General features: G+C 62.0%; 22 protein-coding genes and 1 pseudogene. 9 read left to right on the top strand and 14 right to left on the bottom strand.

The window, feature by feature from the left end; genetic code table 11:
* Positions 1–40: 40 nt before the first annotated feature.
* Both BGP00_RS01500 and BGP00_RS01495 read right to left on the bottom strand, forming a co-directional pair.
* Positions 41–1,471 carry an NAD-dependent succinate-semialdehyde dehydrogenase gene (locus BGP00_RS01500; protein WP_292923018.1) on the bottom strand — a complete coding sequence of 477 codons (1,431 nt, stop codon included), beginning with the start codon at positions 1,469–1,471 and terminating at the stop codon, positions 41–43.
* Positions 1,472–1,512: 41 nt separating this feature from the next.
* Positions 1,513–2,913 carry an aldehyde dehydrogenase gene (locus tag BGP00_RS01495; RefSeq protein ID WP_292925685.1) on the bottom strand — a complete coding sequence of 467 codons (1,401 nt, stop codon included), beginning with the start codon at positions 2,911–2,913 and terminating at the stop codon, positions 1,513–1,515.
* A 243-nt stretch (positions 2,914–3,156) separates the two neighbouring features.
* Between BGP00_RS01495 and BGP00_RS01490 the strand changes: the two genes are divergently transcribed.
* The 4 genes and pseudogenes from BGP00_RS01490 to BGP00_RS01475 all read left to right on the top strand — a co-directional run bounded on the left by BGP00_RS01490 (position 3,157) and on the right by BGP00_RS01475 (position 5,232).
* On the top strand, positions 3,157–3,447 hold the full coding sequence (locus BGP00_RS01490; RefSeq protein WP_292925684.1) for a transposase: 291 nt from the start codon (positions 3,157–3,159) through the stop codon (positions 3,445–3,447).
* 110 nt (positions 3,448–3,557) lie between these two features.
* Positions 3,558–3,815 (top strand): annotated as a pseudogene (locus BGP00_RS01485) (transposase); the annotation flags it as partial.
* 147 nt (positions 3,816–3,962) lie between these two features.
* Positions 3,963–4,427 (top strand): hypothetical protein, encoded by a 465-nt coding sequence (locus BGP00_RS01480; RefSeq protein ID WP_292923989.1) that lies wholly within the window; start codon positions 3,963–3,965, stop codon positions 4,425–4,427.
* A 400-nt stretch (positions 4,428–4,827) separates the two neighbouring features.
* Positions 4,828–5,232 (top strand): DUF6326 family protein, encoded by a 405-nt coding sequence (locus BGP00_RS01475; RefSeq protein WP_292923991.1) that lies wholly within the window; start codon positions 4,828–4,830, stop codon positions 5,230–5,232.
* A 125-nt stretch (positions 5,233–5,357) separates the two neighbouring features.
* Here the strand turns inward: BGP00_RS01475 and BGP00_RS01470 are convergent, their stop codons facing one another.
* Positions 5,358–6,086 (bottom strand): IS6 family transposase, encoded by a 729-nt coding sequence (locus BGP00_RS01470; RefSeq protein ID WP_292924045.1) that lies wholly within the window; start codon positions 6,084–6,086, stop codon positions 5,358–5,360.
* A 36-nt stretch (positions 6,087–6,122) separates the two neighbouring features.
* On the opposite strand from BGP00_RS01470, the gene BGP00_RS01465 reads away from it, so the two are divergent.
* Positions 6,123–6,881: an SDR family NAD(P)-dependent oxidoreductase gene (locus BGP00_RS01465; RefSeq protein WP_292925683.1), complete on the top strand. Its 759-nt coding sequence runs from the start codon at positions 6,123–6,125 to the stop codon at positions 6,879–6,881.
* Between the two features lie 47 nt (positions 6,882–6,928).
* On the opposite strand, the gene BGP00_RS01460 is transcribed toward BGP00_RS01465, so the two are convergent.
* From BGP00_RS01460 to BGP00_RS01445, 4 genes are all read right to left on the bottom strand, one after another.
* A complete protein-coding gene (locus BGP00_RS01460) occupies positions 6,929–8,164 on the bottom strand; it encodes a PQQ-dependent sugar dehydrogenase (protein ID WP_292923995.1) in 1,236 nt (411 codons plus the stop codon).
* Between the two features lie 31 nt (positions 8,165–8,195).
* On the bottom strand, positions 8,196–10,385 hold the full coding sequence (locus BGP00_RS01455; RefSeq protein WP_292925682.1) for a TonB-dependent receptor: 2,190 nt from the start codon (positions 10,383–10,385) through the stop codon (positions 8,196–8,198).
* A gap of 90 nt (positions 10,386–10,475) precedes the next feature.
* Positions 10,476–11,735, bottom strand: coding sequence for a PepSY-associated TM helix domain-containing protein (locus BGP00_RS01450; protein WP_292923999.1), 1,260 nt, complete (start codon positions 11,733–11,735; stop codon positions 10,476–10,478).
* Between the two features lie 247 nt (positions 11,736–11,982).
* Positions 11,983–12,471 (bottom strand): nuclear transport factor 2 family protein, encoded by a 489-nt coding sequence (locus tag BGP00_RS01445; protein ID WP_168601294.1) that lies wholly within the window; start codon positions 12,469–12,471, stop codon positions 11,983–11,985.
* A gap of 206 nt (positions 12,472–12,677) precedes the next feature.
* On the opposite strand from BGP00_RS01445, the gene BGP00_RS01440 reads away from it, so the two are divergent.
* Both BGP00_RS01440 and BGP00_RS01435 read left to right on the top strand, forming a co-directional pair.
* Positions 12,678–14,120, top strand: a complete 1,443-nt coding sequence (locus BGP00_RS01440; RefSeq protein ID WP_292924002.1) for an APC family permease — start codon at positions 12,678–12,680, stop codon at positions 14,118–14,120.
* Between the two features lie 55 nt (positions 14,121–14,175).
* Positions 14,176–15,672, top strand: coding sequence for an aldehyde dehydrogenase family protein (locus tag BGP00_RS01435; RefSeq protein WP_292924004.1), 1,497 nt, complete (start codon positions 14,176–14,178; stop codon positions 15,670–15,672).
* A gap of 40 nt (positions 15,673–15,712) precedes the next feature.
* On the opposite strand, the gene BGP00_RS01430 is transcribed toward BGP00_RS01435, so the two are convergent.
* The 3 genes from BGP00_RS01430 to BGP00_RS01420 are packed head-to-tail and all read right to left on the bottom strand — an operon-like array spanning position 15,713 to position 18,651.
* Positions 15,713–17,005, bottom strand: coding sequence for an FAD-binding oxidoreductase (locus tag BGP00_RS01430; RefSeq protein WP_292924006.1), 1,293 nt, complete (start codon positions 17,003–17,005; stop codon positions 15,713–15,715).
* Positions 17,006–17,019: 14 nt separating this feature from the next.
* The gene (locus BGP00_RS01425; protein WP_292924008.1) at positions 17,020–17,442 is read right to left on the bottom strand and encodes a Rid family hydrolase; all 423 of its coding nucleotides are present in this window, start codon (positions 17,440–17,442) and stop codon (positions 17,020–17,022) included.
* Between the two features lie 36 nt (positions 17,443–17,478).
* Positions 17,479–18,651 (bottom strand): tyramine oxidase subunit B, encoded by a 1,173-nt coding sequence (locus tag BGP00_RS01420; RefSeq protein ID WP_292924010.1) that lies wholly within the window; start codon positions 18,649–18,651, stop codon positions 17,479–17,481.
* A 123-nt stretch (positions 18,652–18,774) separates the two neighbouring features.
* On the opposite strand from BGP00_RS01420, the gene BGP00_RS01415 reads away from it, so the two are divergent.
* A complete protein-coding gene (locus BGP00_RS01415; protein ID WP_292924012.1) occupies positions 18,775–19,842 on the top strand; it encodes an AraC family transcriptional regulator in 1,068 nt (355 codons plus the stop codon).
* Position 19,843: 1 nt separating this feature from the next.
* On the opposite strand, the gene BGP00_RS01410 is transcribed toward BGP00_RS01415, so the two are convergent.
* From BGP00_RS01410 to BGP00_RS01395, 4 genes are all read right to left on the bottom strand, one after another.
* Complete coding sequence (locus BGP00_RS01410) at positions 19,844–20,206, bottom strand: DUF6152 family protein (protein WP_168601289.1); 363 nt, start codon at positions 20,204–20,206, stop codon at positions 19,844–19,846.
* Between the two features lie 27 nt (positions 20,207–20,233).
* A complete protein-coding gene (locus BGP00_RS01405) occupies positions 20,234–20,737 on the bottom strand; it encodes a DUF6644 family protein (protein WP_292924015.1) in 504 nt (167 codons plus the stop codon).
* Between the two features lie 51 nt (positions 20,738–20,788).
* Positions 20,789–21,253: a DUF6644 family protein gene (locus BGP00_RS01400; RefSeq protein ID WP_292924017.1), complete on the bottom strand. Its 465-nt coding sequence runs from the start codon at positions 21,251–21,253 to the stop codon at positions 20,789–20,791.
* Between the two features lie 160 nt (positions 21,254–21,413).
* A complete protein-coding gene (locus BGP00_RS01395) occupies positions 21,414–22,901 on the bottom strand; it encodes an alpha/beta hydrolase domain-containing protein (protein ID WP_292924019.1) in 1,488 nt (495 codons plus the stop codon).
* Between the two features lie 385 nt (positions 22,902–23,286).
* Here BGP00_RS01395 and BGP00_RS01390 point away from each other — a divergent pair, with 385 nt between their 5' ends.
* Positions 23,287–23,715, top strand: a complete 429-nt coding sequence (locus tag BGP00_RS01390; RefSeq protein ID WP_292924021.1) for a cytochrome c — start codon at positions 23,287–23,289, stop codon at positions 23,713–23,715.
* The last annotated feature ends 20 nt before the right edge of the window (positions 23,716–23,735 follow it).

The raw sequence follows: 23,735 nt of genomic DNA, 5'->3' as shown, positions 1-23,735 counted from the left end.
TCGGCGCCGGAAGGGATGATCCCTCCGGCGCCGATTTGCCTCATCCCTCGTGGATGGTCTTGGTGACAAGGCAAGCCTGCAAGCCTTCCGGGCCGTCTTCATGGCCGTGACCCGACCATTTCACCCCGCCAAAGGGCGCATCGGCCGCACCGATCGTGGTCGTGTTGATCGCCAACATCCCGGTTTCCAGTTCGGCGGCCAGACGGCGATGGCGGCGATAATCCTGCGTCCAGGCATAGGCGGCAAGGCCATAGGGCAGGCGGTTGGCCTCGGCGATCATCGCGGCTTCATCGGCGTATCGGTTGATCAGCGCGACCGGGCCAAAGGGCTCCTCCTGCATGATCTCGGCATCCAGCGGCGTATCGGCCAGCACGGTGGGGGCAAAGAAACAGCCCTGATTGCCGATCCTTGCCCCGCCTGTGACCAACCGGCCCCCGCGCGAGACCGCATCACCCACCAGCTTTTCCATCGCTTCGGGACGGCGCGGATTGGCCATCGGCCCCATCTGCACGCCATCGTGCCAGCCCGGACCGACGCGGATGGCCGCCGCCCTTTGCGCGAAACCGGCGACGAAGCGGTCATAGATTGCATCCTCGACGATAAAGCGCGTGGGCGCGACGCAGACCTGTCCGGCATTGCGGAATTTATGCGGTACGACCTTGTCGAGAACTTCTTCCAGATCGACATCGCCGAACACCAGCACCGGCCCATGTCCGCCCAGCTCCATCGTCGTGCGCTTCAGATCATTGGCGGCCAGTTTCATCAAATGCTTGCCGATGGCGGTCGATCCCGTGAAGCTGAGCTTGCGGATGACGGGCGAGGCGAGGAGATAGTCCGACACCTGCGCCGGATCGCCAAACACCGCCTGCGCCACATCGCCGGGCAAGCCCGCATCATAGAGGCATTGCAGCACGCCCAGCGCCGAGGCGGGCGTTTCTTCGGCAGCTTTCAGGATGACGCTGCACCCCGCCGCAATCGGCGCGGCCAGTTTGCGCCCCGGATTGCCCAGCGGAAAATTCCACGGCGCAAAGGCGGCCACCGGCCCCACCGGCTCATGCACCACGGTCGAACGCATCCCGGCGGGGCGCACCAGTTGGCGACCATAGAGGCGATGAACTTCGCCCGCATAGAAGCGGAAGAGTTCGACATTCATCATCACTTCGACCCGCGCCTCGGCCAATGTTTTGCCCTGTTCCTGCGTCGCGACCCATGCCAATTCCTCCTTGCGTTCCAGCATGAGGGCGGCGGCGCCTTGCAGCACTTCGGCTCTTTGCGCTGCGCTTGCATGGCGCCACAGGGCAAACCCGCGCGCGGCGGCTTCGAGCGCGCGATCAAGATCGGCGGTATCGGCAAGGGGCAAATGCCCCAGCGCATCGCCGGTGGCCGGGTTGCGGACGGTGAAGGTGGCGCGATGGTCGATGCCGATGCGCTCTCCGGCAATTACCATGGCGAGTTCGGGATAATGGGGCATGAAATCCTCTGATTTTATATGAATTTTTGGTCAATCGTGGGTCAGATGGGGAAATGCCCGTCTTGGGTTTCCACCGTGATCCAGCGGGTTTCGGTGAAGCTGTCGATGCCCTGGCGCCCGCCGAAGCGGCCATAGCCGGAGGCGCCGACGCCGCCGAAGGGCATCTGGGCCTCGTCATGGACGGTCGCGCCGTTGATGTGGCAGATGCCGCTCTTGATCTGCTTGGCCAGACGCAGGCCCTTGGCGATGTCCTTGGTGAAGACCGCAGCCGACAGGCCATATTCGGTGTCATTGGCCAGCTCGATCGCGTGCGCTTCATCGCGCGCGCGGATGATGCCGACGACGGGGCCAAAGCTTTCATCGCGGAACAGCTTCATGTCCGGCGTCACCTTGTCGACCAGATGCGCGGGCATCACGACGTTGAGCGTGGTTTCCCCGCCGGTCAGCAGGGTCGCGCCCTTGGCCACGGCATCGTCCACCAGCGAAAGGCAATGCGCCACCGTTTTGGCATCGACCACCCCGCCCAGCGGCGTGTTGCCCAGACGCGGATCACCGGCAGTCAAGGTCTTGACCTTGGCGGCGAATTTGGCCGCGAATTCATCGGCCACGGCATCCACCACGATGATCCGCTCGGTCGACATGCAGATCTGGCCTTGGTTCATATAGGCCCCGAAAGCGGCCGCCTTGACCGCCTCGTCAAGGTCCGCGTCCGCACAGATCACCAAAGGCGCCTTGCCGCCCAGTTCAAGCAGGCAGGGCTTGAGATGCTCGGCCGCGCGCTTGGCGATGATGCGGCCAACGGCGGTGCTGCCGGTAAAATTGATGCGCTTGACCTCAGGCGCGTCGATCAGCGCGCCCACGACATCGGCGGCATCGGCAGGCGCATTGGTCACAACATTGACCACGCCTTCGGGGAAACCGGCCTCGGCAAAGGCTTCGATAATCAGCGCATGGGTGCGCGGGCACTGTTCCGAAGCCTTCAAAATCACCGCATTGCCGCAGGCCAAAGGCGTGGCAATCGCGCGCACGCCAAGGATGATCGGCGCATTCCACGGCGCAATGCCCAGGATCACGCCCACCGGTTCGCGCAGCGCCATGGCAAGGCAGCCGGGCTTGTCCGAGGGGATCACTTCGCCCGAAATCTGGGTGGTTAGGCTGGCGGCTTCGCGCACCATGCTGACGGCAAGGCCAAGGTTGAACATCGCCCAACCGGCGGTCGCACCGATCTCGCCCATCATCGCGGCGACGAACTCATCCTTCTTGGCCGCCAGCGCATCGGCCGCCTTTTGCAGCACCGCGCGGCGGGCATTCGGGCCCATGGCGCCCCAAGCAGGCTGGGCCGCCGCAGCACGCGCCGCGATTCCCGCCATCTCGCCCGCCTGCATCGCCACCGCCGACGAGGCCACTTCGCCCGTCACCGGGTTCAATCTCGTGAATTCCATCATTTACTTCCTAACCGGTGCGGAATGGTCGGTCAGGTACCGCCACCCTGCTTCATCAATGCCGATGGCTGCAGGGTGGCAAAAATTTGCCCACCTGTCCATTAAAAGAACAATGTTCTGACAGATGGAATTTCGGATATGGTGAACCTATAGGAGGCAGATTGTTGATTGCCGCTCTGAGAAGTGACCCCCTGGGGATGCGGGGGGATGCGGACGAAAACTTGGACTCCCAGGAGGTCGTTCATGTATTCCTACGCAGATAGAATCCGAGCAGTCGAGTTGTATCTCAAGCTCGGCAAACGAGTTAAGGCGACCATTCATCAGCTGGGTTACCCCACCAAAAATGCCCTGAAAGGCTGGTGCCGTGAGTATGAGCGGTACCGCGACTTGCGTGCGGGTTGTGCGGCAAGGGTGCCAAAATATTCTGCGGCCCAGAAGCAGGCGGCGCTGGAGCATTACTACAATCATGATCGCTGCATCGCTGCATCGCTGCGACCATGCAGGCCTTGGGGTATCCCGGTCGCGGAACGTTAACTGCTTGGGTTAGAGAAGCGTTTCCTGAGGCCAAAACTGCCATCGTAGGTCGATCCTGGCGTCCCGCTTACCCCGAGGCGCTCAAGCAGACCGGCGTCATTCGACTTTGCAGTCGAGAGGAAAGGGCTCAAGATGTAGCTGACCAGTTGAGCGTTTGTCGGCCACAGTAAGACGAATGGGTCGTCTCGCGCCGCGAGCGCAAGAAGGTCGAGATGTTGTTCGCGCACCTGAAACGCATCATGCGGCTCGACCGGCTGCGATTACGCGGACCAAATGGTGCCCGAGACGAGTTCCACCTAGCCGCAGCCGCCCAGAACCTGCGCAAGCTCGCCAAGATCAGCCTTGCCAAGCAAGCCGCGATGACCTGAAGCCGGGTATCTCAGTGCGTCCGCAGCGATCGGAACCTTACACTTCGACCAAGGAGCGACTTTTTCAACGGCATCGGTGGGAAGTGGACCTTCCGGTACGCCCGCATATGCCGCATAACCGGCGGCACATAGTGCCTGGGGGCCAAGATGAGATCGATATATTCAACCGCCGTCGCCGCATTGCTGGTCATTCCCGTGCACGCGCGCGCCACTGAACTAGAAGGCCCAGCCCGCTTTTGCGGCTACTCTCCGATCATAGATCTGCTTCCGGGCGAGAAGGTCACAACACTGGAAGGTGGCATTCATGGCGGCAACTTCCGTTGGGAAGGCGCATTCGGCTCGTTCGACATCCAAGGAATTGGCTGGGCATCGCCAGCGAAGGGGCGAATGCTCAACCAGCCAAGCACCGACAAACTGGCTATATTTGCGCCGCGACGGGTAAAACAAGGCTATCAGGTCGCGATCTGGAACGGTGCCCACGCCACGGCCTATTTCACGTCGCCATCCCCATTCAGCGCAGCGCAAATGGCCGCAATCAAACGTGTTCGCTTGTTTGAAGAAGGGCAGCAGCCCAGCGGCTGCAAACTACAAACGATCTTCGTATGGGAATGAGGGGGTGAGGCGCACCCGGCGCTCCTGAGTGTCCACTTCTGGCGCGCGAGCCGCCCGTCTCGTGATGGTGGGATAGCCGACGTTCCGGAAAGGCAGCTTGGGTATGGAGGTTGGCTCAAGCTGACCTTCGTTCACAGGCTCAAACATCGGCGCCAGAATGCCCAGGGCTGGGAACGGACCGGAACCGCACCTATGGTGAAGGGATTGGCCAGTGCTGACCTTCATTCATTCGCTCCGAAGACTGCGGCAGATTTTCCATGATGACGGACTTTGCCGTCAGGCGGCTTCAGCGCCGAGCCCTCCGCCTAGCTGATGTTTCCGGCAACTGCGTGCCACCATAGCATTGCCGCAGCAACATTGCTGTGTTAGTGCGACAACACACATGGCGTTGGGGGTATGGATGGAATTGGAGGAATATCGAGCACCGGCGAAGGTGAAGCTGGCGGCACTCTGGGCCTCCACCATGTTCTGCTACATCTACGGCGACTATTTCGGCCTCTATGTCGCCGGCACAGTGGCGGATATGAACCACGGCCTCATGGGGCCGCTCGGCCGTGTGACACCTGCCGTTCTGACGGGGGTATCGCTGATGATGGCGGTGCCGAGTCTGATGGTCGCGCTGTCGCTGCTGTTACCGGCGCGCATCTGCCGGTGGGCCTGCATCGTCCTTGGTCTTTTCTATACTGCCATCATGGCGGTCAGCCTTCCCGGCTCGGAACCTTTCTACAAGGTGCTGGCGGCGATCGAGATGGTGCTGACGCTGGCGATCACCGGCGTCGCGCTTCGCTGGCCACGAGAGATTTAACGTAATTAAGGCTGCACCTTCACCCTCCGTCGCGCGTCTCGCAGGCGCTCTCTACTTGGGCACGATCATATTGGTTCTGTCGCAAGGATCTGGGCAGGCCGAGAAGCGCTCTTTGAAACATTGAATTATGCGGCGAGGGCTTCGAACTGCTGGGCGATGGACGGATTTCGCCCATCATTCCGTGGGTGAGCAGGCCAATCCATCTGGCCCTTGCGGATCATATGGATGAGTTCGATGCCTTCCAGAATAATCGCAGCGCTGGCCATCGACTTGAAGCCAAGCATCGGGCGGGTTCTGCGTTTGATCCGCCGGTGATCCTGCTCGACGCGGTTGTTCATGTATCGGCTCTGGCGGATGATCACCGGCCTGGCACTTGACCGCGTCTGCAACCTGACCTCGCCATGGCAGCGCCGGGCGGCTTCCAGATTGGTCTGGCTGTCGTCGATCGTGACCTGCGATGGCAGTCCGTGAAGTTTATATGCTCGCCGGAAAAACCGGCGTGCATCCTTGAGATTGCGCTTGGCCGAAAACATGAAGTCAACCGTGGCGCCCGCCTTATCGATGGCCCGATACAGATACATCCATTGGCCTTTCACCTTGATGTAGGTCTCGTCCAAATGCCATTTACGCGAGACCGGCCGCTTGCGTCTGTTGAAATTGCTCAGCAGTTTCGGTGCATATCGCAACACCCAACGGTGGATCGTGGAATGGTCCACGCTGATCCCGCGCTCGACGATCATCTCCTCCAGATTCCGAAGGCTCAAGCCGTAACTCAGGTACCAGCGCACGCACAGCAGGATCAGAGATGCATCAAAGTGCCGACCTTTGAACACCCTTTTCTCCCACAATCCCATCACGTTGCGCACAGCCATATAGGAATACCGCAAATTTTGCGACAGAACCGCGAATTTGTCGTTCCGGTTGCGGGCCGCACGGTTTTGGTCAGCGATGCCGCCCATGCGATGGGGCGCGCGATGGTTCGCGCCTTGACGCAGGCGGGGGCGGGGCTGGTGGTGGCGGGGCTGTCCGCGCCGGCGTCGGCGACGGACGCCGATGATGCCATACTGGGCCACGATGCGGTGCGGATTGTCCCGCTCGATCTTACCGATACCGCCTCGGTTGTTACGGCGCTGGGGATGATTGAGCGCCCGCTCGACATTGTCATCAATACAGCGCGCTACGTTCGTGATGGGGGCGTCAGCCGGAACGCAACCCTGGCCGAGCAGCGGTTTGCGCTGGAAGTATCCGCCATGGGCCTTTCGCGTCTGGCCGGGGCCGCCGCCCCTTTGCTGGCCGAGCGGCCCCAGGGGGCTTTCGTCGATCTGATCTCGGTTCAGGCGCTGGCGGGAGACGCGGGATTTGCCGGGTTCGCGGCGGCAGAATCGGCTCGGCTCTCGCTGGTGCAAAGCCTGCGTCATGAAATGCGCGCCACCGGTGTTCGGGTGTTCACGGTCTTTACCGGCCCCACCGATGATGCGGATCATCAGTCCCTGCCCCCGCCGAAAGTGGCGCCTGCCCGTCTGGCGGCTGCGGTTCTTGATGCTCTGGCGCAGGGCCGGGAGCAGACCTGTGTGGGCGATGTGGCAAAGGATGCCATGGCGCGCTGGCTTGTCGACCCGGCCCTTTTTATCAAGGAGATCAATCTCTAAACCGTGGATCGCACCGCAAGGATGGTCATTCTCCTGCGGCGCTTTTTCTATCGCGCGGCAGGGCCGATGCGCATAACCACAGCATGAGGCTCGTCGGTCACGGCATAAATCAGACCATCGGGGCCTTGGCGCACATCCTTGAAGCGTTGATGCAGGCGGTCGAACAGGACTTCCTGACGGACTTCCTCAAGCCTTTCGTTGAAAACGACGCGGATGAGCGCGCCCGTACCGTTGATCTGGCCACGCCGCGCACTGGCAACGAACAGATTGTTGCGCCATCCCGGCATCTTTGCGCCGGTATAAAAGGCGATGCCGCTGGGCGCGATGGAGGGCGACCAGATGAGCGTTGGCCCCTGTGTGCCGGGCGGCACAGGCGCGGCGGGCAACGGCGAGCCGCCATATTGGGTGCCGTAAGTGGCATTGGGCCAGCCATAATTGCGCCCCGCCGACAGGATGTTCAATTCGTCTCCTCCCTGTGGCCCGTGTTCCGAGGCGATGATCTGCCCGGTCTGGGGCGCAAAGGCGAGACCCAGCGGATCGCGGTGGCCATAGGTCCAGATTTCGGCCCTTGCCCCTTTGACGCCGACAAAGGGATTGTCGGCCGGGATCCGCCCATCGCGCATCACGCGCAGCACTTTGCCATAGATGGTGTCGGTGTGCTGGGCGGACTGAATGTCGTTCTCGCTCAGCGCGCCGACCGAGACGAACAGTTCACCATTGCGTCCGGGCAGGATACGCGATCCGCCGACCGCCACCTTTGCCTCGCCCACCACGAGGTCGGTGTTTTCCACCAGCCGCGAACCGTCCAGCCGCGCCCGCGCCAGAACGGTGGCGGCGGTGACCCGCCCGCTGGGCGCGTCCAGCCCGACCGGGCGGTTATAGGTGAAATAGATCAAATGGTTGGCTGCGAATTCGGGATCGGGGGCCACGTCCTGAAGGCCCAGCACATCGGATGGATCGAGATGGGGCGTATGGCTGTATTCAGGTATGCCCGCGATGGGTTTTGGCGCCAGCGTCGGTCGCGGACCGGTGGCTTTACGCAGCAGGCGCAATCGCGCGCCGCGCTCCACCACCAGCGCATCGCCACTTGGCAAGAAGGCCAGACTGTAGCCATTGGCCAGACCCTGCGCGATGATTTCGACCTTTACGGCGCCTTGTTCGGCGGTCTGGAACAGGAAAGGCCCGCCGCCCGGCAGGCGGGCAGGGACGCCCACCTCAGGCCCGTCGGCGGCGCCTGCGGCCGTCGAGATCGCGGCGAGGGACAGCGCGAGGGCGCATCGCATGTGTTTTGGATAAGTGCTCATCTCCGCCTCCTCAAAAGCTGTAGTCAAGGCTGAGGCCCACCGTGCGCGGCGCGATCAGGTTGAACCAGTAGCGGTTGAAATTGGTCTGGTTGTAATAGCCGCCGCCGATCAGGCCGCGCTTGTCGGTCAGGTTCTGGACAAAGGCATTCGCATTCCATTTGCCAAAGCTGAGGCCGCCATTGATGTCGAACTGGACATAGCCGGGATAGGTCTGACGCAGGGGCGCTTCGGCCTGACTGGGCACGAATTCGCCCTTGCGGTCGCCGACATAGGTGGCCGACAGGCCCAGCCGTGCCTTCATGCCATCGCGCAGCGGAGCCTCGTAATCCAGAGAGAAGCGGCCTGAATGTTCACTGGAATAGGGCAAGCGATCTCCCGGCGCGGCATAGAGGACGGCTGATGCGAAACCCTGACGCAGCGTGGCGTCGACATAGGACCACCACATTTTGGCCGTCAGTCGGTCCGTGGGCCGTGCTTCAAGGGAAATCTCTAAGCCGCGGCTGCGTGCTTTCCCGCCGTTGGAATTATAGGTGAACGTGCCGAGGGCCGAAACCTGGGTTACCTGAATATCGCGCCAGTCGATGGCAAAGAGCGAGATGTCATACGACAAAGCCCGGTTCAGCAGATCCCCCTTGGCGCCCAATTCGTAATTGATCGTCCGGTCGGGCTTGAACTGGCATGGAACCGGCTCGGCGGGATCGGTGTTGCACCCGGCATTGGGGCCGCCGGGGCGATAGCCCGAGGCAACGCGGCCATAGATCATGTGGTCGGACGTAGGCTTGAACCGGGGTGAAACCTGAAAGGTGAAGGCATTGCCGCTGGCCTGCGGGTTGGTTTCCCGATGGGCCGCAGGAGCAGGGTCGGGCGCGAGCATCGTCCATTCGCGGTGGATCATGGATTGGGTGTTGCGGCTCCACCGCCCGCCCAATTGCACATCGAACCTTTCGCTCAACCGCGCAGTGATATTGGCAAAGCCTGCAAATTCCTCATAGGTCGCCGAATCGCGCCAGACCACCGGATAGCCGTAGATCGCGCCGTTGAGCGGATTGGTGGCGGCCGAATCGATCGTGTAATTCGCCTTTTCCCGCGTATAGAAACCGCCCGCGATCCAGTCGAAAGACTGCGCCAGCGTGCCCGACAGACGCGTTTCATGCGAGACCTTGTCTACACTGTAGCCGGTCATCATCACATGGCCGAAATCGGGCGCGGCGGGATAGACAACCGGAAACACCGCGAGGGTGAGCGGCGAGGCGGTAAAATCGATGCGGTCCGAATTGCTGTTGCGCGAAAAGGCGGTCACGGAGGTCAGGTCTACCTCGCCAAGGCGGGCCTTGATGGTGGCGTTGTACATCTGCACTTCGGAATGGCTGGGCCCGGCGCCGATCTGGTCGGTCTGCTGAAAGGGCGCGCCGGTTCGGCCGTCCACTGAGGGTGAGCCATGCAGGTCGCGCACCTGATAAAGGGCGCTCAGCCGCAAGGAGAAAGACGAGGAAGGCTTCCACAGGGCTGAGAGGCGACCGCCGGTGACGTTGGAGGAATTCACATTGTCGCGGCCGGTGCGGATATTGTCGATATAGCCTGCATCGCGGCGAGTGAACACGCTGGCCCTTATGGCGGTGTCCTGGCTTAGAGGAATGTTGAGCGCGGCGCGGGCATTATAGCCAAGCGACTGGCCGCCATAGTTGACCATGTTGAGGCCGCCGCCCACGCTGCCGGAAAAGCCGCGTGTGTCTGGGGCGACGGTCACATATTTCACCAGACCGCCAATGCTGCTGGCGCCATAGAGCGTGCCTTGCGGGCCGCGCAGAACCTCGATCCGGGCCAGTTCCGAAGGGTCGATGTCGGGCGCCGCGCCAAACAGGCCGCCCTGACCGGTGGACGATCCGTAGGGCACATCATCGATGGTAAAGCCGACCGCCGGATTGCCGGTCGCGGGGCCGGTGGTGATGCCGCGAATGGCCAACTGTGCCCGGTTGTTGACGAATTGCAGATTGACGCCCGGCATGCTGGAAAAGAAGTCCTGCGCGCGGGTCTGGTTGACCGCCAGCAGGGCGTTGCCGCCGATGGCCGACACGGGAACAGGCACATCCTTGAGGCGCTCCTCCCGCTTTTGCGCGGTCACGATGATCTCGTTGGAAATGTCCGGCTTGGCTGGGCCATCTTTGGCCATCGCCGGAGAACTGGCCACGACAACCGCCATGAGGCGGGTCAGTGGCAAGTTGCGGACACGGATCTTGGCATTTCCCATCACAGGCTTCCCTCTTCTTTTTTAGTTATTGAAAATAAATGGTTATCGTAGGACCCTGCGGCGCCACCACAACCACAGCCCCGTGACGCAGCCAAGCACCACAGCCAGTCCAAAGCATGCCACCACCACCTGCCAGACACGCCCTCCGACAGCCGTGACATGCAGGGCAATCAGCCAGCTGGTCAGCGTGTTGCCGGCCCGCTGTCCGGTGGGAAGCTGCAGCCCGACGAAGCGGCCATCACGCGCGTCAATCGCGATGGTTGCTGCCGTTGCGGGGGAGTCGGTTTCCGTGGGGCGGCCTTGCGCGTCGAGCAGATCGCGCGAGGTGTGCATCAGAAAGAAATACAGGCCCAGATCGCGCCGATATTCGATGGCGGCCGGTTTGCCGAGCGTGAAGCCTTCGCGCTGCGCTTGCTGGGCGAAATAGCGCTGTCCCAATTCGGCGGCCTTGAACCAGTTAATCGGCGGATTGATAAGTGGTTGCGGCAAGGTTTCGCGCGGAGGAGCCTCCTGAAAATGCTCGTAGGCGGCGATGCGCTGGACCGCATGGGCATAGGGTCCGCCCAGATTAAGGGCAAAGCCGGTGATTGCGAAAATAGCCAGCAACGGCCAGAGCCACAGACCGGGCGCCCGATGCAGATCGAACAACAGGCGATTGGTGTTGCCCTTGCGCTCGATTTTCCATGCGCTGGCCCAACGCTGGTGGAAGGGGCGGGGGGAGGCATCTTTTTTCGACTTTTTCGGCTGCGCGGGAAGCGTCAGCCAAAAGCCCGTCATGCTTTCGACCAGCCAGACGAGGCCGAGTATCCCGATCAGCAGGATGCCCGCGCCAAAGGGCAGAAACAGCGCGTAATGAAGGTAATAGAGAAAACTGGGCAGCCCCTCCAAATGAAAGGTGGCGGCGCCGATCCGGCGCCGGCCCAATCTTTCGCCATTATAGGGGTTGGCGAATAATTCATCGTAATCAAGCGCGTATTCCCTACCGCTTTTGGGATCGATCGCGGGCATAACGCGCGCAAACAGCGCCTCATCCGGATTTTGCGGCAATTGGAGCGAAAAGACGCTGCTGTGCGGGTCCTGCGCTTCCAGCCTGGCGCGGATTTTCAGAGCATCCTGAAGTGTCCACCCCTGCGGTTGCGGCTCCACCATCCGCATATGCGCGTTGAGCGCGCGCTCCATCTCCTTGTAAAAGGCAATGGCGCTGCCCGTTGCGGCGATCACGATTAGAAACAGGCCGAGCGCCAGACCCATGATCCGGTGCAGCGTCAGGCATGCAGATCGGAGCGGCGATGAAGCAGCCACGTATTGTCCCCCAATAAACAGAATGCGTTTGGCCATTGTCTCGATGTGACTGCCAAATTGCCCCCAGACCGCGCTCTGCGGTCTCTGCCGCCGATGACTACGGTTTCTCTTTTATCGAGGTTAGAATGACATAATGCTCAGCAAGAAGAATGGCGCGAATGGACTTGGCCATGATAATTTCGGCCACTGCCGAGGTGAAGCCGGGATCTCTTGCCCTTTCGCAACGTGCCGGACCCCGGCCTGTCGGTCAGTAATCGAAATCCAGTTCCGGGCGCGACCAGGCCCAGCCGGTGATGCGCCAGCCTGCGGCTTCTTTATGCAGCGCGACGGTAAAGGTCGCATCGATTTCCGCGCCCTGCTGGCCGTTCAACGTGTAGCGGAAATCGGCGGGAACCACGACATAGGCGCGATCCCCGGTCACATCGACCCGTCGCGGTTGGCGCAGCGTGTTCACGCCCTTTGTCAGCCCGATGGCCTTGTTATGCGCCGTCAGCGCCGAAACCCAGCGCGCGCATGTATCGGCGCCATGCCATTCATAAGGCGCGAATTCGTCAACAATGGCTGCCTCCTTGGCGCATGTGGCGATAACGCCTGCCGTGTCGCCCTTGTTCAGATTGTCGACATAGCTGCGCACGGTCTGCATCACCGCATCGGCCACGGCCGGATCGGCCTGTTCCTGCGCCTGTGCTGGCATAGCCAATGCCATCAGCCATGCCGCCGTCATCCATCGCTTCATTGCTCGGTTCCTTCCTTCATCCGGTCGGGTTCGAGGCCTTGCCCAAGCGGCCTGTGATGACAAGCGATCAGGCCCCTCGGGCGGGGGTGCTGGCCGAAAATACAAACTATGGCGACACAAGTGCAATACCGTGTGGCCGCAAACCTGCCATTGCTGCATCCTTGGGCGGACAGGGTTCCCCGGCCCTTATGACACGACGAGTTCCTATGACCGATTGCGACCATGATACCACCGGCGAAGGTGGTCTGTTTTCCGGCATTCTTGGCACTGGCGATATCATTTTCATGATCCTGGCCTGTGCCGCCCCCATGGGCGTTTTGGCAGGAATCGTGCCTCTGGCCTTTGCTTTTGGCAATGGCGCGGGGGTTCCCGGCACTCAGCTTGGCATGAGCATCGTGATGCTGCTGTTTGCCGTGGGCTATGTGCGGATCATTCCGCATGTGCGCAATGCCGGGGCATTTTACGCCTATATCGCGGCCAGTCTGAACAAGGAGGCAGGCATCGCGGCGGCCTATACGGCGGTGGCGGCCTATATATGCGCGGCCGCGTCTGTGCTGGGCGCGATGAGCTATTTTGCGGCCGATCTGTTTGCCACCCTGACCGGAATTGTCACAAGCTGGTTGATCTGGGCCATGCTCAGCATCGCGATCATTGCATGGCTGGGCTATCACAAGATCACGATGGCGGCGAAGGTGCTGATCGTGGCGCTCTTGCTGGAAGTGGGGCTGATCGCGGTGATCGACGTCCTGATCCTGTGGGATCACGGATGGTCCGGCCTCGATTTCAGCAGCTTCTCACCCCGCAGCGTCTTCGCGCCGGGTCTTGGCATCGCGGTCATCTATGCCATCAACGGCTGCATCGGCTTTGAAGCGACGGCCATCTATCAGGAAGAAGCGGTCAACCGCGCCGTCACCATTCCGCGCGCCACCTATGGCGCCGTGCTTGTCCTGGGCAGCTTCTATGTTCTGTCCTCATGGTGTCTGGTTCTGGCGGTGTCGCCCGACAAGATCAAGGCCGTTGCCGCAGCCGATCCGGGCCATCTGGTGGCAAGAGTGGCTTTCCATTATCTTGGCCAGTTCGGGCGCGATGCGCTCAATCTGCTGACGATCACCAGCCTGTTTGCTGCGGCCCTCGGCTTCTTCAACAATATTTCGCGTTATTTCTTTGCCTTGTCGCGCGACGGGCTTATTCCCGCGCCGCTGGGCCGGGTTCATCGCCTGCATGGGTCGCCCTATCTTGCCTGTCTGCTGCTGGCGTGTCTTTTGATCCTCATCATCGGGTTTTTCGCGCTGGCAGGGCTTGATCCGCTGCTCAGTCTGGCCACCAGCCTTTCCTCTATGGGCGCGGTGGGGCTGGAGATCCTGCTGACGACCACCTCTTTGACCATCCCTCTCTTTTTTGCCCGGCGCGGCGAATATTCCTGGGGCAAGACCGCCGCTCCGCTGGCCGCCGGACTGATCATTGCGGCGGCGACATGGCTGTCGCTGGCCAATTATTCCACCCTGACGGGCACCACCTTGCCGGTCATCAACCGCCTGCCTTTGCTGTTTATCGCCATTGCGGTGCTGGGTTTGGGGCATGGCATCTATCTGCGCCGAAGGCGACCTGCGGTTTATGCGCGCGTGGGTTCGTCCCACATCGAGGGCTAGGCCCATCGGGGTCATGGCCGTCACGTTCCAGCGAGCCTGAAATACGGAGCATCCTATGACACTGTCCTTTTCACCCACCTTGCCGTCGGGCCGCCTGTTGATCGACGGCGCCTTGGTCGAGCCGATAAAGGCCGATCGCTGCATCGATGCCGTTGACCCGGCAACCGGGCGCACCATCATGCAATTCCCCGCCTGCGATGCGCGGGATGTCGACCGGGCGGTGCAGGCAGCCCATCGCTGTTTTGAAAGCGAGGCATGGCAGATGATGCGCCCGATCGATCGCGGACGATTGCTGGAAAGGCTGGCCCTGTTGGTCGAGCGTGAAAGGGATGATCTGGCCGCGCTGGAATCGCTCGACAGCGGCAAGCTGCTGGCGGTGACCAGCGCGATCGACCTTCAGTTCACCATCGACGGCCTGCGCTATTTTGGCGGCTGGGCGTCCAAAGTGACGGGCGAAACCGTGACGCATTCGCCCCTGGTGGCCGAAGCGGCGGTCTATCGCGCCTTTACCCAGCGGCGTCCGGTGGGCGTGGTCGCGGGGATCACGCCTTGGAATTTCCCCATCGGACAAGCCATTCAAAAGATTGCCCCCGCCATCGCCTTTGGCTGCACGGTCGTGCTCAAGCCATCGGAGGAAACCTCGCTCACGGCGCTTCGACTGGGCGAATTGATCGCGGAGGCAGGCTTTCCGGCGGGCGCGGTCAATATTGTGACGGGTGATGGCGCGGTGGGGGCCGCTCTTGTCGAGCATCCCCTTGTGCGCAAGATCGCCTTCACCGGCTCCAATGCCACCGGGCAATCGATCCTTCAGGGCGCGGCGCGTTCGATGAAGCGGGTGACGCTGGAACTGGGCGGCAAATCGCCGACCATCGTGCTGGCCGATGCCGATCTGGATCGGGCGATTGCGGGGGCGGCCGGGGCGATCTTTGCCAATTCGGGCCAGATCTGTACGGCGGGGTCGCGCCTGTTGATCGAGGCGCCCATTTATGACCGCGTTCTGGAGGGCGTATGCCGGATTGCTCAGGATCTGCGGCTTGGTTCGCCCTTTGATGTTGCAACGCAGATGGGGCCGCTGATTTCGGCGCGTCAGCGTGATCGGGTGGGGGCTCTGGTGTCAACGGGTCTGGCCGAAGGGGCCAGCGCTCTGGCCGGAGCTGTGATGCCGGAGGGCGAGGGTTGGTTCTATCGTCCGACCGTGCTGGCAGGCGTCCGCTCGGACATGACGGTGATGCGCGAGGAGATCTTTGGCCCGGTGGTCTGCGCGGTCAAGGTGGAGGATCGCGCAGACATTGTGCGCATGGCCAATGACACATCCTTTGGCCTTGCCGCCAGCATCTGGACCCGAGATATTGACGCGGCGCATCTGCTGGCCGACCGGATCGATGCCGGGACGGTCTGGATCAACACGCATAATGTGCTGGATCTGGCCATGCCGTTTGGCGGCAACAAATTGTCGGGCGTGGGCCGGGAGTTTGGCAGCGAGGCCATGCAGGCCTTTACCGAGCCCAAGGCGGTCTGCCTGCGGCTGGATCGCGCGGCGGCGGGGTTTTGATCGAGGACAGGCCCGATGCGGGGGGCATCGGGCCTGGGATTTAAAAGCGGTTGAGGCGATAGGGATACGGGTCGATAAAGGGGCGCTCGCCCATGGCCAGATCGGCGGCCAACTGTCCGGCCGCAGGCCCCGTGCCAAAGCCATGCCCGGAAAAGCCGGTGGCCAGCGTCAGATTGGGCAGCCGATCCAACGGGCCGATAACGGGCATGGAATCGGGCGTTACATCGATCATCCCGCCCCATGCCTGCGCCACGCGCGCCTTGGCAAAGATCGGCCATGCCGCGATCAGATTGCGCATCGCCTCATCATTCAGGCTCTGATTGACGGGCGGGTCGATGGTGCGCAGCCGTTCGAAAGGCGAGACCCGCGCCGCATTCCACCGGCGGGGCAGGGCCAGATCATCCAGAAATTCGCGCCCCAGCGAGACGCGTAAATTCTTCCACTGCGCGATCAGCGTGGGCAGATATTTCATCCCGATCAACAAATGATCCAGCGTCAGCGGGGCAAAGAGCGCGCCGCGCTGGGTGATCGTGAAGCCGCCGTCGAGCCTTTTGCGAAACGAAAAATCGGCCCCGCCGACCGCGCTTTCAGTCGGCCCCTCCATCGGTTCGGTGCGCAGCACCGAGGCGACCAGCGGCAGGGTCAGCAAGCGCTGGCCATGATTGGCCAGAAAACGGCGCGACCACACGCCTCCGGCCAGCACGACATGCTGACAACGGATTTCGCCGCGTTCGGTCATCACCCCGCTGATCGCGCCGCCGGTGGTGACCAGCATGCGCACGGCGCAGTTTTCAACGATCACCGCGCCTTTGGCCATCGCGGCTCTCGCAATCGCGCTGGAGGCCAATGTCGGTTCGGCGCGGGCATCCGATGGTGTGGTGATCCCGCCCGCCCACGTGCCGGTGCTGCCGGGAATGAGCCTGTCCACCTCGGCGCCGGTCAGCATACGGCTGTCCAGCCCCGCGCCGCGAACGCTTTCCAGCCACGCCTCATGGCCGCCCAACTCCTCCTGCGTGCGGGCGACATAGGTGATCCCGGCTTGGCGAAAGCCGCAATCCTCGCCCACGCGGCGGGGCATCTCCTGCCACATCCGTTCGGCCGCGATGGCCATCGGCAGATCGGGCACAGAGCGCATCACCTTGCGCACCCAGCCCAGATTGCGCGAGGATTGCTCGCCCGCGATCCGCCCCTTTTCCAGCACCACCACCGGAACGCCGCGTTCGGCAAGGCTGAGCGCGGTGGACAGGCCCACGATCCCGCCGCCAATGACCACCACCGCGGTTTGCGCCGGATGGTCCAGCGAGGTTGCGACCGGTGCGATCCGGGGCGCCATGTTGACCGGGTCCGTCAAAGCGTGATCTGCATTTCGCGGACTGGGGCCTTGGACGCCCCGCGCCAGGCGGTCACCTCGATTTCGACCTTATATTCGGGCGAGCCGAGCGGCGGGCTGGTCATGGTCAGCGTGGGGTTGATGCCGCGCATCCGTTGGCCATAGGCATCCATCACGGGCAGGACATCTTGGGCGAACTGGACAAAGACGCGCGCGGCCACGACATCTTCCAGACAGGCGTCCACTGCGGCCAGCGCGGCGCTGATATTGTCGAGCACCTGATTGGTCTGCTCGGCAAGGTCGGCGGGGATTTCCTTGGTTCTGGGATTTCGCCCGGCCGTATTGGACACAAAGATCAGATCACCCACCGCGACGAGGCGCGAATAGCTGCCATGTTCCTCGAATTTGTTGCCGGTTTTGACTTTGATGACTTCGAGCATGAAAATCTCGCCTGATAAAAGTTTATAGGGAAAAGATTATTTGAGCGCGGGCTGCTCCCACAGGTTCAGCCTTGTACCGATCCCCTGGGCCATGGCGCGGCGATAGACCTGCGTGCCCCAGGCGACGTCTTCGACGGCCATGCCGCCGATCGAGAGCATGATAATTTCGTCATCGCTGGTCCGGCCGGGCGCGGGGCCTGCGACAATGGCGCTCAGATCTTCGAGCGAAGCGGCAGCAAGGCGCCCTTCATCGACCAGATCGAACCAGCGCACCCCGATGGCCGGGATAAAGCGGTGGACCGGTTTGGGCATTTCCTCGCGATAGGCTTCATACAGGCCGGTGAAATCGAGCACCTTGCGGATGTCATCGCCCTCCGTGGCCGCATCGATGTTGCAAGGAGCGGGCATGGAAAGGAAAGTGCCGGGGCGCACCCATTCACGCCGGACCGTGGGATATAGCGAGGGATCGCCGGTCGGCACCGAGGCGCAGAAAGTGGCAATATCGCTGTCACGCACGGCTTCTTCGTCGCTGCCCACCACGCGGACATGGAGCTGGGGGAAGGTCTGGGCGACCCATGCGCAGAAGGCATCGACATTGGCCTGTCCGCGCCCCTTGATTTTCACGGTATCCAATGCGGGGCATGTGGCCATGAAGGCTTCGAGCGAGGTGCGCGCCATGACGCCGGGGCCGACGATGCCGACCACGCGCGAATCCTTGCGGGCCAGATGGCGCGCGCCCACGCCCGGAATGGCGCCCGTGCGATAGGCGGAAAGCAGATTGGCCGACATATAGGCCAGCGGCGCCCCGGTATCGGCATCGTTGAGCACGAAGGTCAGAATCGAACGCGGCAGGCCCTTGTCGCGATTGTCGATGTTTGAACCATACCATTTCATGCCTGCCGTGCGAAAGCGGCCGCCCAGATAGGCGGGCATGGCCATGAAGCGGCGGTCGGTCGTGGGCTTGGGCATGGCGGGAAAGGGCGAGGCTTCGGGGAAAACGATGATGGCGCCATGCTGGTTGTTATTACCGCCCGCCATGCGGTAATCGCCGTGGTGCAACAGGGCGAACATCTCTTCCATCGTGTCCACGCAGGCGGCCATGTCGGTCACGCCCGCTCGGATCATGTCGGGTTCGGAAAGATAGAGGAAGTCGATCCTGGGCAGCTTTGCAGAAGCGGCCTCCATTTCGCAGATCATCGGGTCAGACACAGGCACTCCCCATATTCCGTCAGGTGTATTCGTCGGCCATCAAGTGGCCCAACAGGGTGGGCGCGGTAAATTGCAGGCGGGGATTGACGTTTTGCAGATTCGGCCACATCCTTTCTTTTCCTTATGCCCGACATTGCTCCCCCCGAACCCGCCGCGCCTCCTTTCAGGGGTAGTCAGGCCACGATCCGCATGTTGTTTCTGGTGGCGCTGTTTTCTGCGCTGGAGGATGTGGGCAAGCGTATCGACCCCTTGCTGCGCGATTACGGCATGTTTCGGGAGCAGCTTGAAACACCGTATGATTTCGTGCCTTTGCACCGCTATATCGGGCTGCTGGAGGCCGCGGCGCAGAAGTTTCAGCGGCCCATGCTGGGGCTCTCGATGGGGGCCACGTTCAGCCTTGCGGATCTGGGCCCGTTCTATGCTCTGCTGCGCGCGGCCGGGTCGCTGCGCGGGGCGCTGGATTATCTGGTTCTGTTTCAATCGCGTTTGCAAAGTCGGACTCTGTTTGACAGCCGGCGCGAGGGCGAGACCACGATCTACAGCTATCGCATCGAGGATCCCTCGATCTGGCCACGGGTGCAGGATGCGGAATTTGCCATAGCCAGCTATGTCGCGCTGATCCGTCAGTTGACCTCGACGCGCTGGGCGCCGGTGGCCGTTCATTTCGAACATGCCATCGCCGGGCGAACCGACGCCTTGCATCAGTTTTTCCGTGCGCCCGCCATCGGCAATCAGGTGGCCAATGCGCTCATCCTGCGCAACGAGGACCTAGACAAGCCTTTGCCCAGTGCGATCCCTTCCGAAGACCGCAAGCTGCGCAATATTCTGGAATGGCATCTCCTCTCGCTGATGGGGCCGGAGGCGACACCGGCGGAGAGTTTTGTGACGCTGACCCGCGATATCATCGGGCGTTGGCTTGGGCGCACGCATGTCGATTGCGCGTCGGTGGCGGCCGAGATGAAACTGTCGGAACGTTCGCTTCGTCGGCGGTTGGCCGAAGAGGACACATCCTTCCGCGACCTTTTGCAGCAGGCGCGGCAGGAGCGCGCGCAGACATTGCTGTCCAAGACGGGCATTTCGCTGACGGTTGCGGCCGAGCAGCTTGGCTATGCCGACACAGCCGCCTTTTCCCGCGCTTTCAAGGAATGGACCGGGGTTTCCCCCGGCCGCTTCCTGCGCAAGGATGGTTGATTTACCAGCCGCTCAACACTTTGCCATCGGCCAGTTTGACGGTCTTGAGCATTCCTCCCGGTTTGCCGTTGCGCAGCGGGTAGAAAACGATGTCGACCTTGTCGCCTGCTTTCAATGTTTGATAATTCCAGCCCGCATGGGTCATCAGGTTTGGGCTGCTGCATTCCAGAGCATAGGTTGTCTGTCCGGACTGAACCATCACGAAAGCGTGGGGATTGGTCCAGGTGAATTTGGTGACCAGCATTCCGTCCAGTTCAACCTGTTTGGTCTGGTCAAACATGGCAAAGGAATGGTGCGCCGCAGCGGGTTGGGCCGCGATCATCGCGGTTGCCCAAAGAATTGCGGAACAAAGCTTCTTAGTCATGGGGCGAGGTTTCCTTTGGAAAAGACGTCAGAACAGCACGTCGAGCGTGAAGCCGATCCAGCGACCCAGGAAGATCACCGCCGTCCACAGCAGCAGCGAGAGAACACCGGCCGCGCGGGCGGCAAAGGGCGGGGTGGCGTCTTCGTCCCATTGGTCGATCGTGCGCTGGGTCGAGACATGGAAAATCGCCATGTTGATCCCGGCTGCCGCAATCATCAGCAGCTTGAGGCGAAATTCGGTATTGGCCGCATAGGCCATCGCATTCGAGGCGAACAGCAGCCCGCCTGAAATGATCGCCAGCCCAAAGGCAACCCAGGTAAAGGGCAGCAGCTCGGTAATCAGCCGGTTTGTGCTGCGCCGATGCGAGGCATAGCCCACCAGCCGCAGATCGACGATGAGAATGGTGCCGAAGACCAGCGTGATGGCCAGCACATGCAGCGTTTCAAGCAGCGGAAAGGCGTTGACGTTTTCGCGGATGGCGTTGGACAGAGGCAGGTCGTAAATCTGCTGAAGCGTGGTTTGCAGGGTCATGGCGAAGGCTCCCCCCATATTGTTGTGCAGGATGCGGGCGGCGCGGGGCCGTCAGGTATAGGCGATGAAGCGGCCGCAAAAGATCACCGCAATCCACACCGCCAGCAGGAGCCATGAAATGGCCTTGGCCGCGGGCGGGGCATCTTCGCGCAGCAGCGGGCGGCGCAGCAGGACCGTCGCAGCAAAGGCGAAAAACACCAGAGCCATCTTGGCCCAAAACACCGTATTGCCCAGCGTGCGGGCCGGTTCGGCCACGATCAGCACGACACCGCTGAGCAGCAGCACGACCAGCGCGCGCCACAGCCACGGCAGATAGCGGCGAACCACATTGCCCGCCGGTTCATCATTGGCCAGAACGGAGGCAAGGCGCAATTCAGACACCAGCGCCGAACCAACGACCACCGCAATGGCCAGAATATGGATGCTCTGCACCGTGGGAATGATCCACGTCGTCACGCGAAAGGTGCTGGAAATCGGCGTGGCATAGAGCCAGTCGCCAAACGATTGGACAAACATCGGCCAGGTCTCCCCTGATTGGCTTTCTTGTATTTTGATGGGAAATGGCCTGTGGGATTAGCGGGCCGGGCGCGGCAGGGGACGTTTGAAACCGTTGCAATACGGGAACAGGTCGCGGTGAAACGGCGCCGAAGCGCCGTTCTGTGCGGGATGCGCGGGATCAGGGGGAGGGTGTGGGGCGGTTCCGCTCAAAGTCTTCCGGTTTTGCCACCGGGGAGAGGTGCGGGGCATCTTCGGGCAGGATCACACCGGCGCGCACGGCTTCTATGGTCGCGGCGGCAAAACGGCGCGCATAGTTTGCATAGGTGCCGTAGAGCTTTCTCAACCGCGCGGCGGAGTAGGGCCGTTTCGAGTCATAGACAACGCCGCAGCCGGTTTCGAAATCGGTCCAATATTCCGCAGCGGGCACGGTGATCCAGGGAGGCCGGACGCCGCCCGTCGGGTTGCCGCTCCGCATATCGCGCATAACCCCATCGGCCGTGCGGAGCACGCGCGGGGCGTGCGGCATCGGGCGATGTTCGCGCACCCATAGGTCCATTGCATCCAGCAAGGCCGAGAAGGGCAATTCGGCCGGTTCGTCATAGATGAACTGACAGCGCGGATCATCGGGCTTGCCGCGCTGGTTAGGCCATGGCTCGATCTCGCCTGTGCCCAGATCGGCGGCGCGCAGATGCGAGGTTCCCATGACCTCGTAATAGCGCAGCATCGGCGTGTCGCTGTCCGATGGCAGGGCGATATGCTCCATCGCATCGTGGACGGTTTCCGATTGGCTATAGACGGTTATAAAGGGCACATCGGGCGGCAGGCGGGTCGGCAGGCGCAGGGCCGCGCCCGCCACTTCCCCATAGGAGAACTTGCCCGTCATATAGGCGTCGATCAGTGGCCGCCCATCCGGCATCCGCCATTGCTGGTGCCTTCCCTGATCGAGATAATCAAACCAGACCTGTGCCTGAACCGCCCAACTGTTGACATAGACGCGCCGGACATCCAGCCCCGCAGTCGGCCCGTCGGGGCGATTGGTTTTCAGCAGCATGGCCAGTTCGGCGCCGATCCCCTGCGCCTGAGGCAGGAACGGATCGGGCAGACCGCCCCGTTGAAAACGCTGAGGATCGTAATAGCTGCCCAGCGGAGCATAGCGGGCATAGTCAAACCGGCGCATGAAATCGAAATTGACGATGGCGCCATATTGGCTCTTGCTCTCGTCCGTGGTGCCGGGGGGCGGGGGCGGAAATTTGGGATCGCTGACCGGGGTGTTGATGTTGAGCGTATAGCCGACAAAGGCAAAACCACGCCGCAGAAGATAGTCCCTTGTCAGGATCCATCCGGCGGCGCGCTCGCCAAACCAACTGAAGGGCTCGATGATGACCGTGCCGTTGAAATGCTTCGGGTCCACAGGTTTGCGGATCAGAAAGCGGGTGACATAGGGCGCCTGAGCCAGAATTTGGCCCTGCGCCGAAATGGCGGGAGCCATGCCGGAAAGGTAATATTCCTCCTCAACATAACCGGCGCTTTGCAGATCGGCATATTCGGTGCCCGCCCGCCGCGCCGATGACAAGGGCAGCATGCCGTCATCAGGCACCCGGATCGCGCTGGGCATGGGCAGCGCCATGGTCGACGGCTCTGCGCCTGCGGCAAGCGGACTGGTCAAGGCCAGTGCAATGCAGCCGTGCCGAAAAAGGCGGGCAAGCCGATTGGGTTGTTTTGAATGTGGATGCATGGCGCTTATGTGCCTTTCTTGTGATCTGCCTTAGTCGATCCACGCGAAATCGGGCGTGATCGAACCCGTTTCAGTGACCGTAACCCAACCGTTTCACGCGCGGCTTAGGCGCGCATTTGCCCTAGGTTTGGCTCATCAGAACGCCATCAGGGAGAAAGCGGTGATGAAGGGTGATAGAAGATTGATGCGGTTCTTGCCGGCGGCTCTGGCGTTGTTGGCCGTATCGGGATGCGGCGAGCGAAAGACTGAGGCTGATGCCCCAGCGAGAGCCCCGGCCCCCACACCGTTTCTGCCCATAGTATCGATCAAGGAACTGATGGATTCGACAGTCGATCCGGCGGCCGATGGCGTGTGGGATGCGGTGGGCACCATTTCCTCGGCCAAAGGCGTGGACCACCATCAGCCGCGCAATGACGAGGAATGGCAGGCCGTCCGCCGCCACGCCGTCACGCTGGCCGAGGCGATGAATGTTGTGATGATCGATGGTCGTCATGCCGCTCCTCCCGGAACCAAGGCAGGGCTGGGCGAGCAGGAGCCGGCCCGGATGGAGACTGCGATCAAGGCCAATCCCGCCCAGTTCAACCAGTTCGCCACCGCCACCCGCGATGTGGCCGTCGAGATGGTCGGAGCCATCGACCGCCGCGACACGCAGGCGCTGATGACTTTGGGGGGAACGCTCGATGATCGCTGCGAAGCCTGCCACGTCACCTATTGGTATCCCAATTCCCCCCGGCCCAAGACCTGAGCCGGAAGGCGGGGGCGCCA

It is taken from the genome of Novosphingobium sp. 63-713 (assembly GCF_001898925.1).
Taxonomy (GTDB): domain Bacteria; phylum Pseudomonadota; class Alphaproteobacteria; order Sphingomonadales; family Sphingomonadaceae; genus Novosphingobium.
Note: the sequence above shows the minus strand (reverse complement) of the source record. Positions and strands in the feature narration are given on the sequence as shown.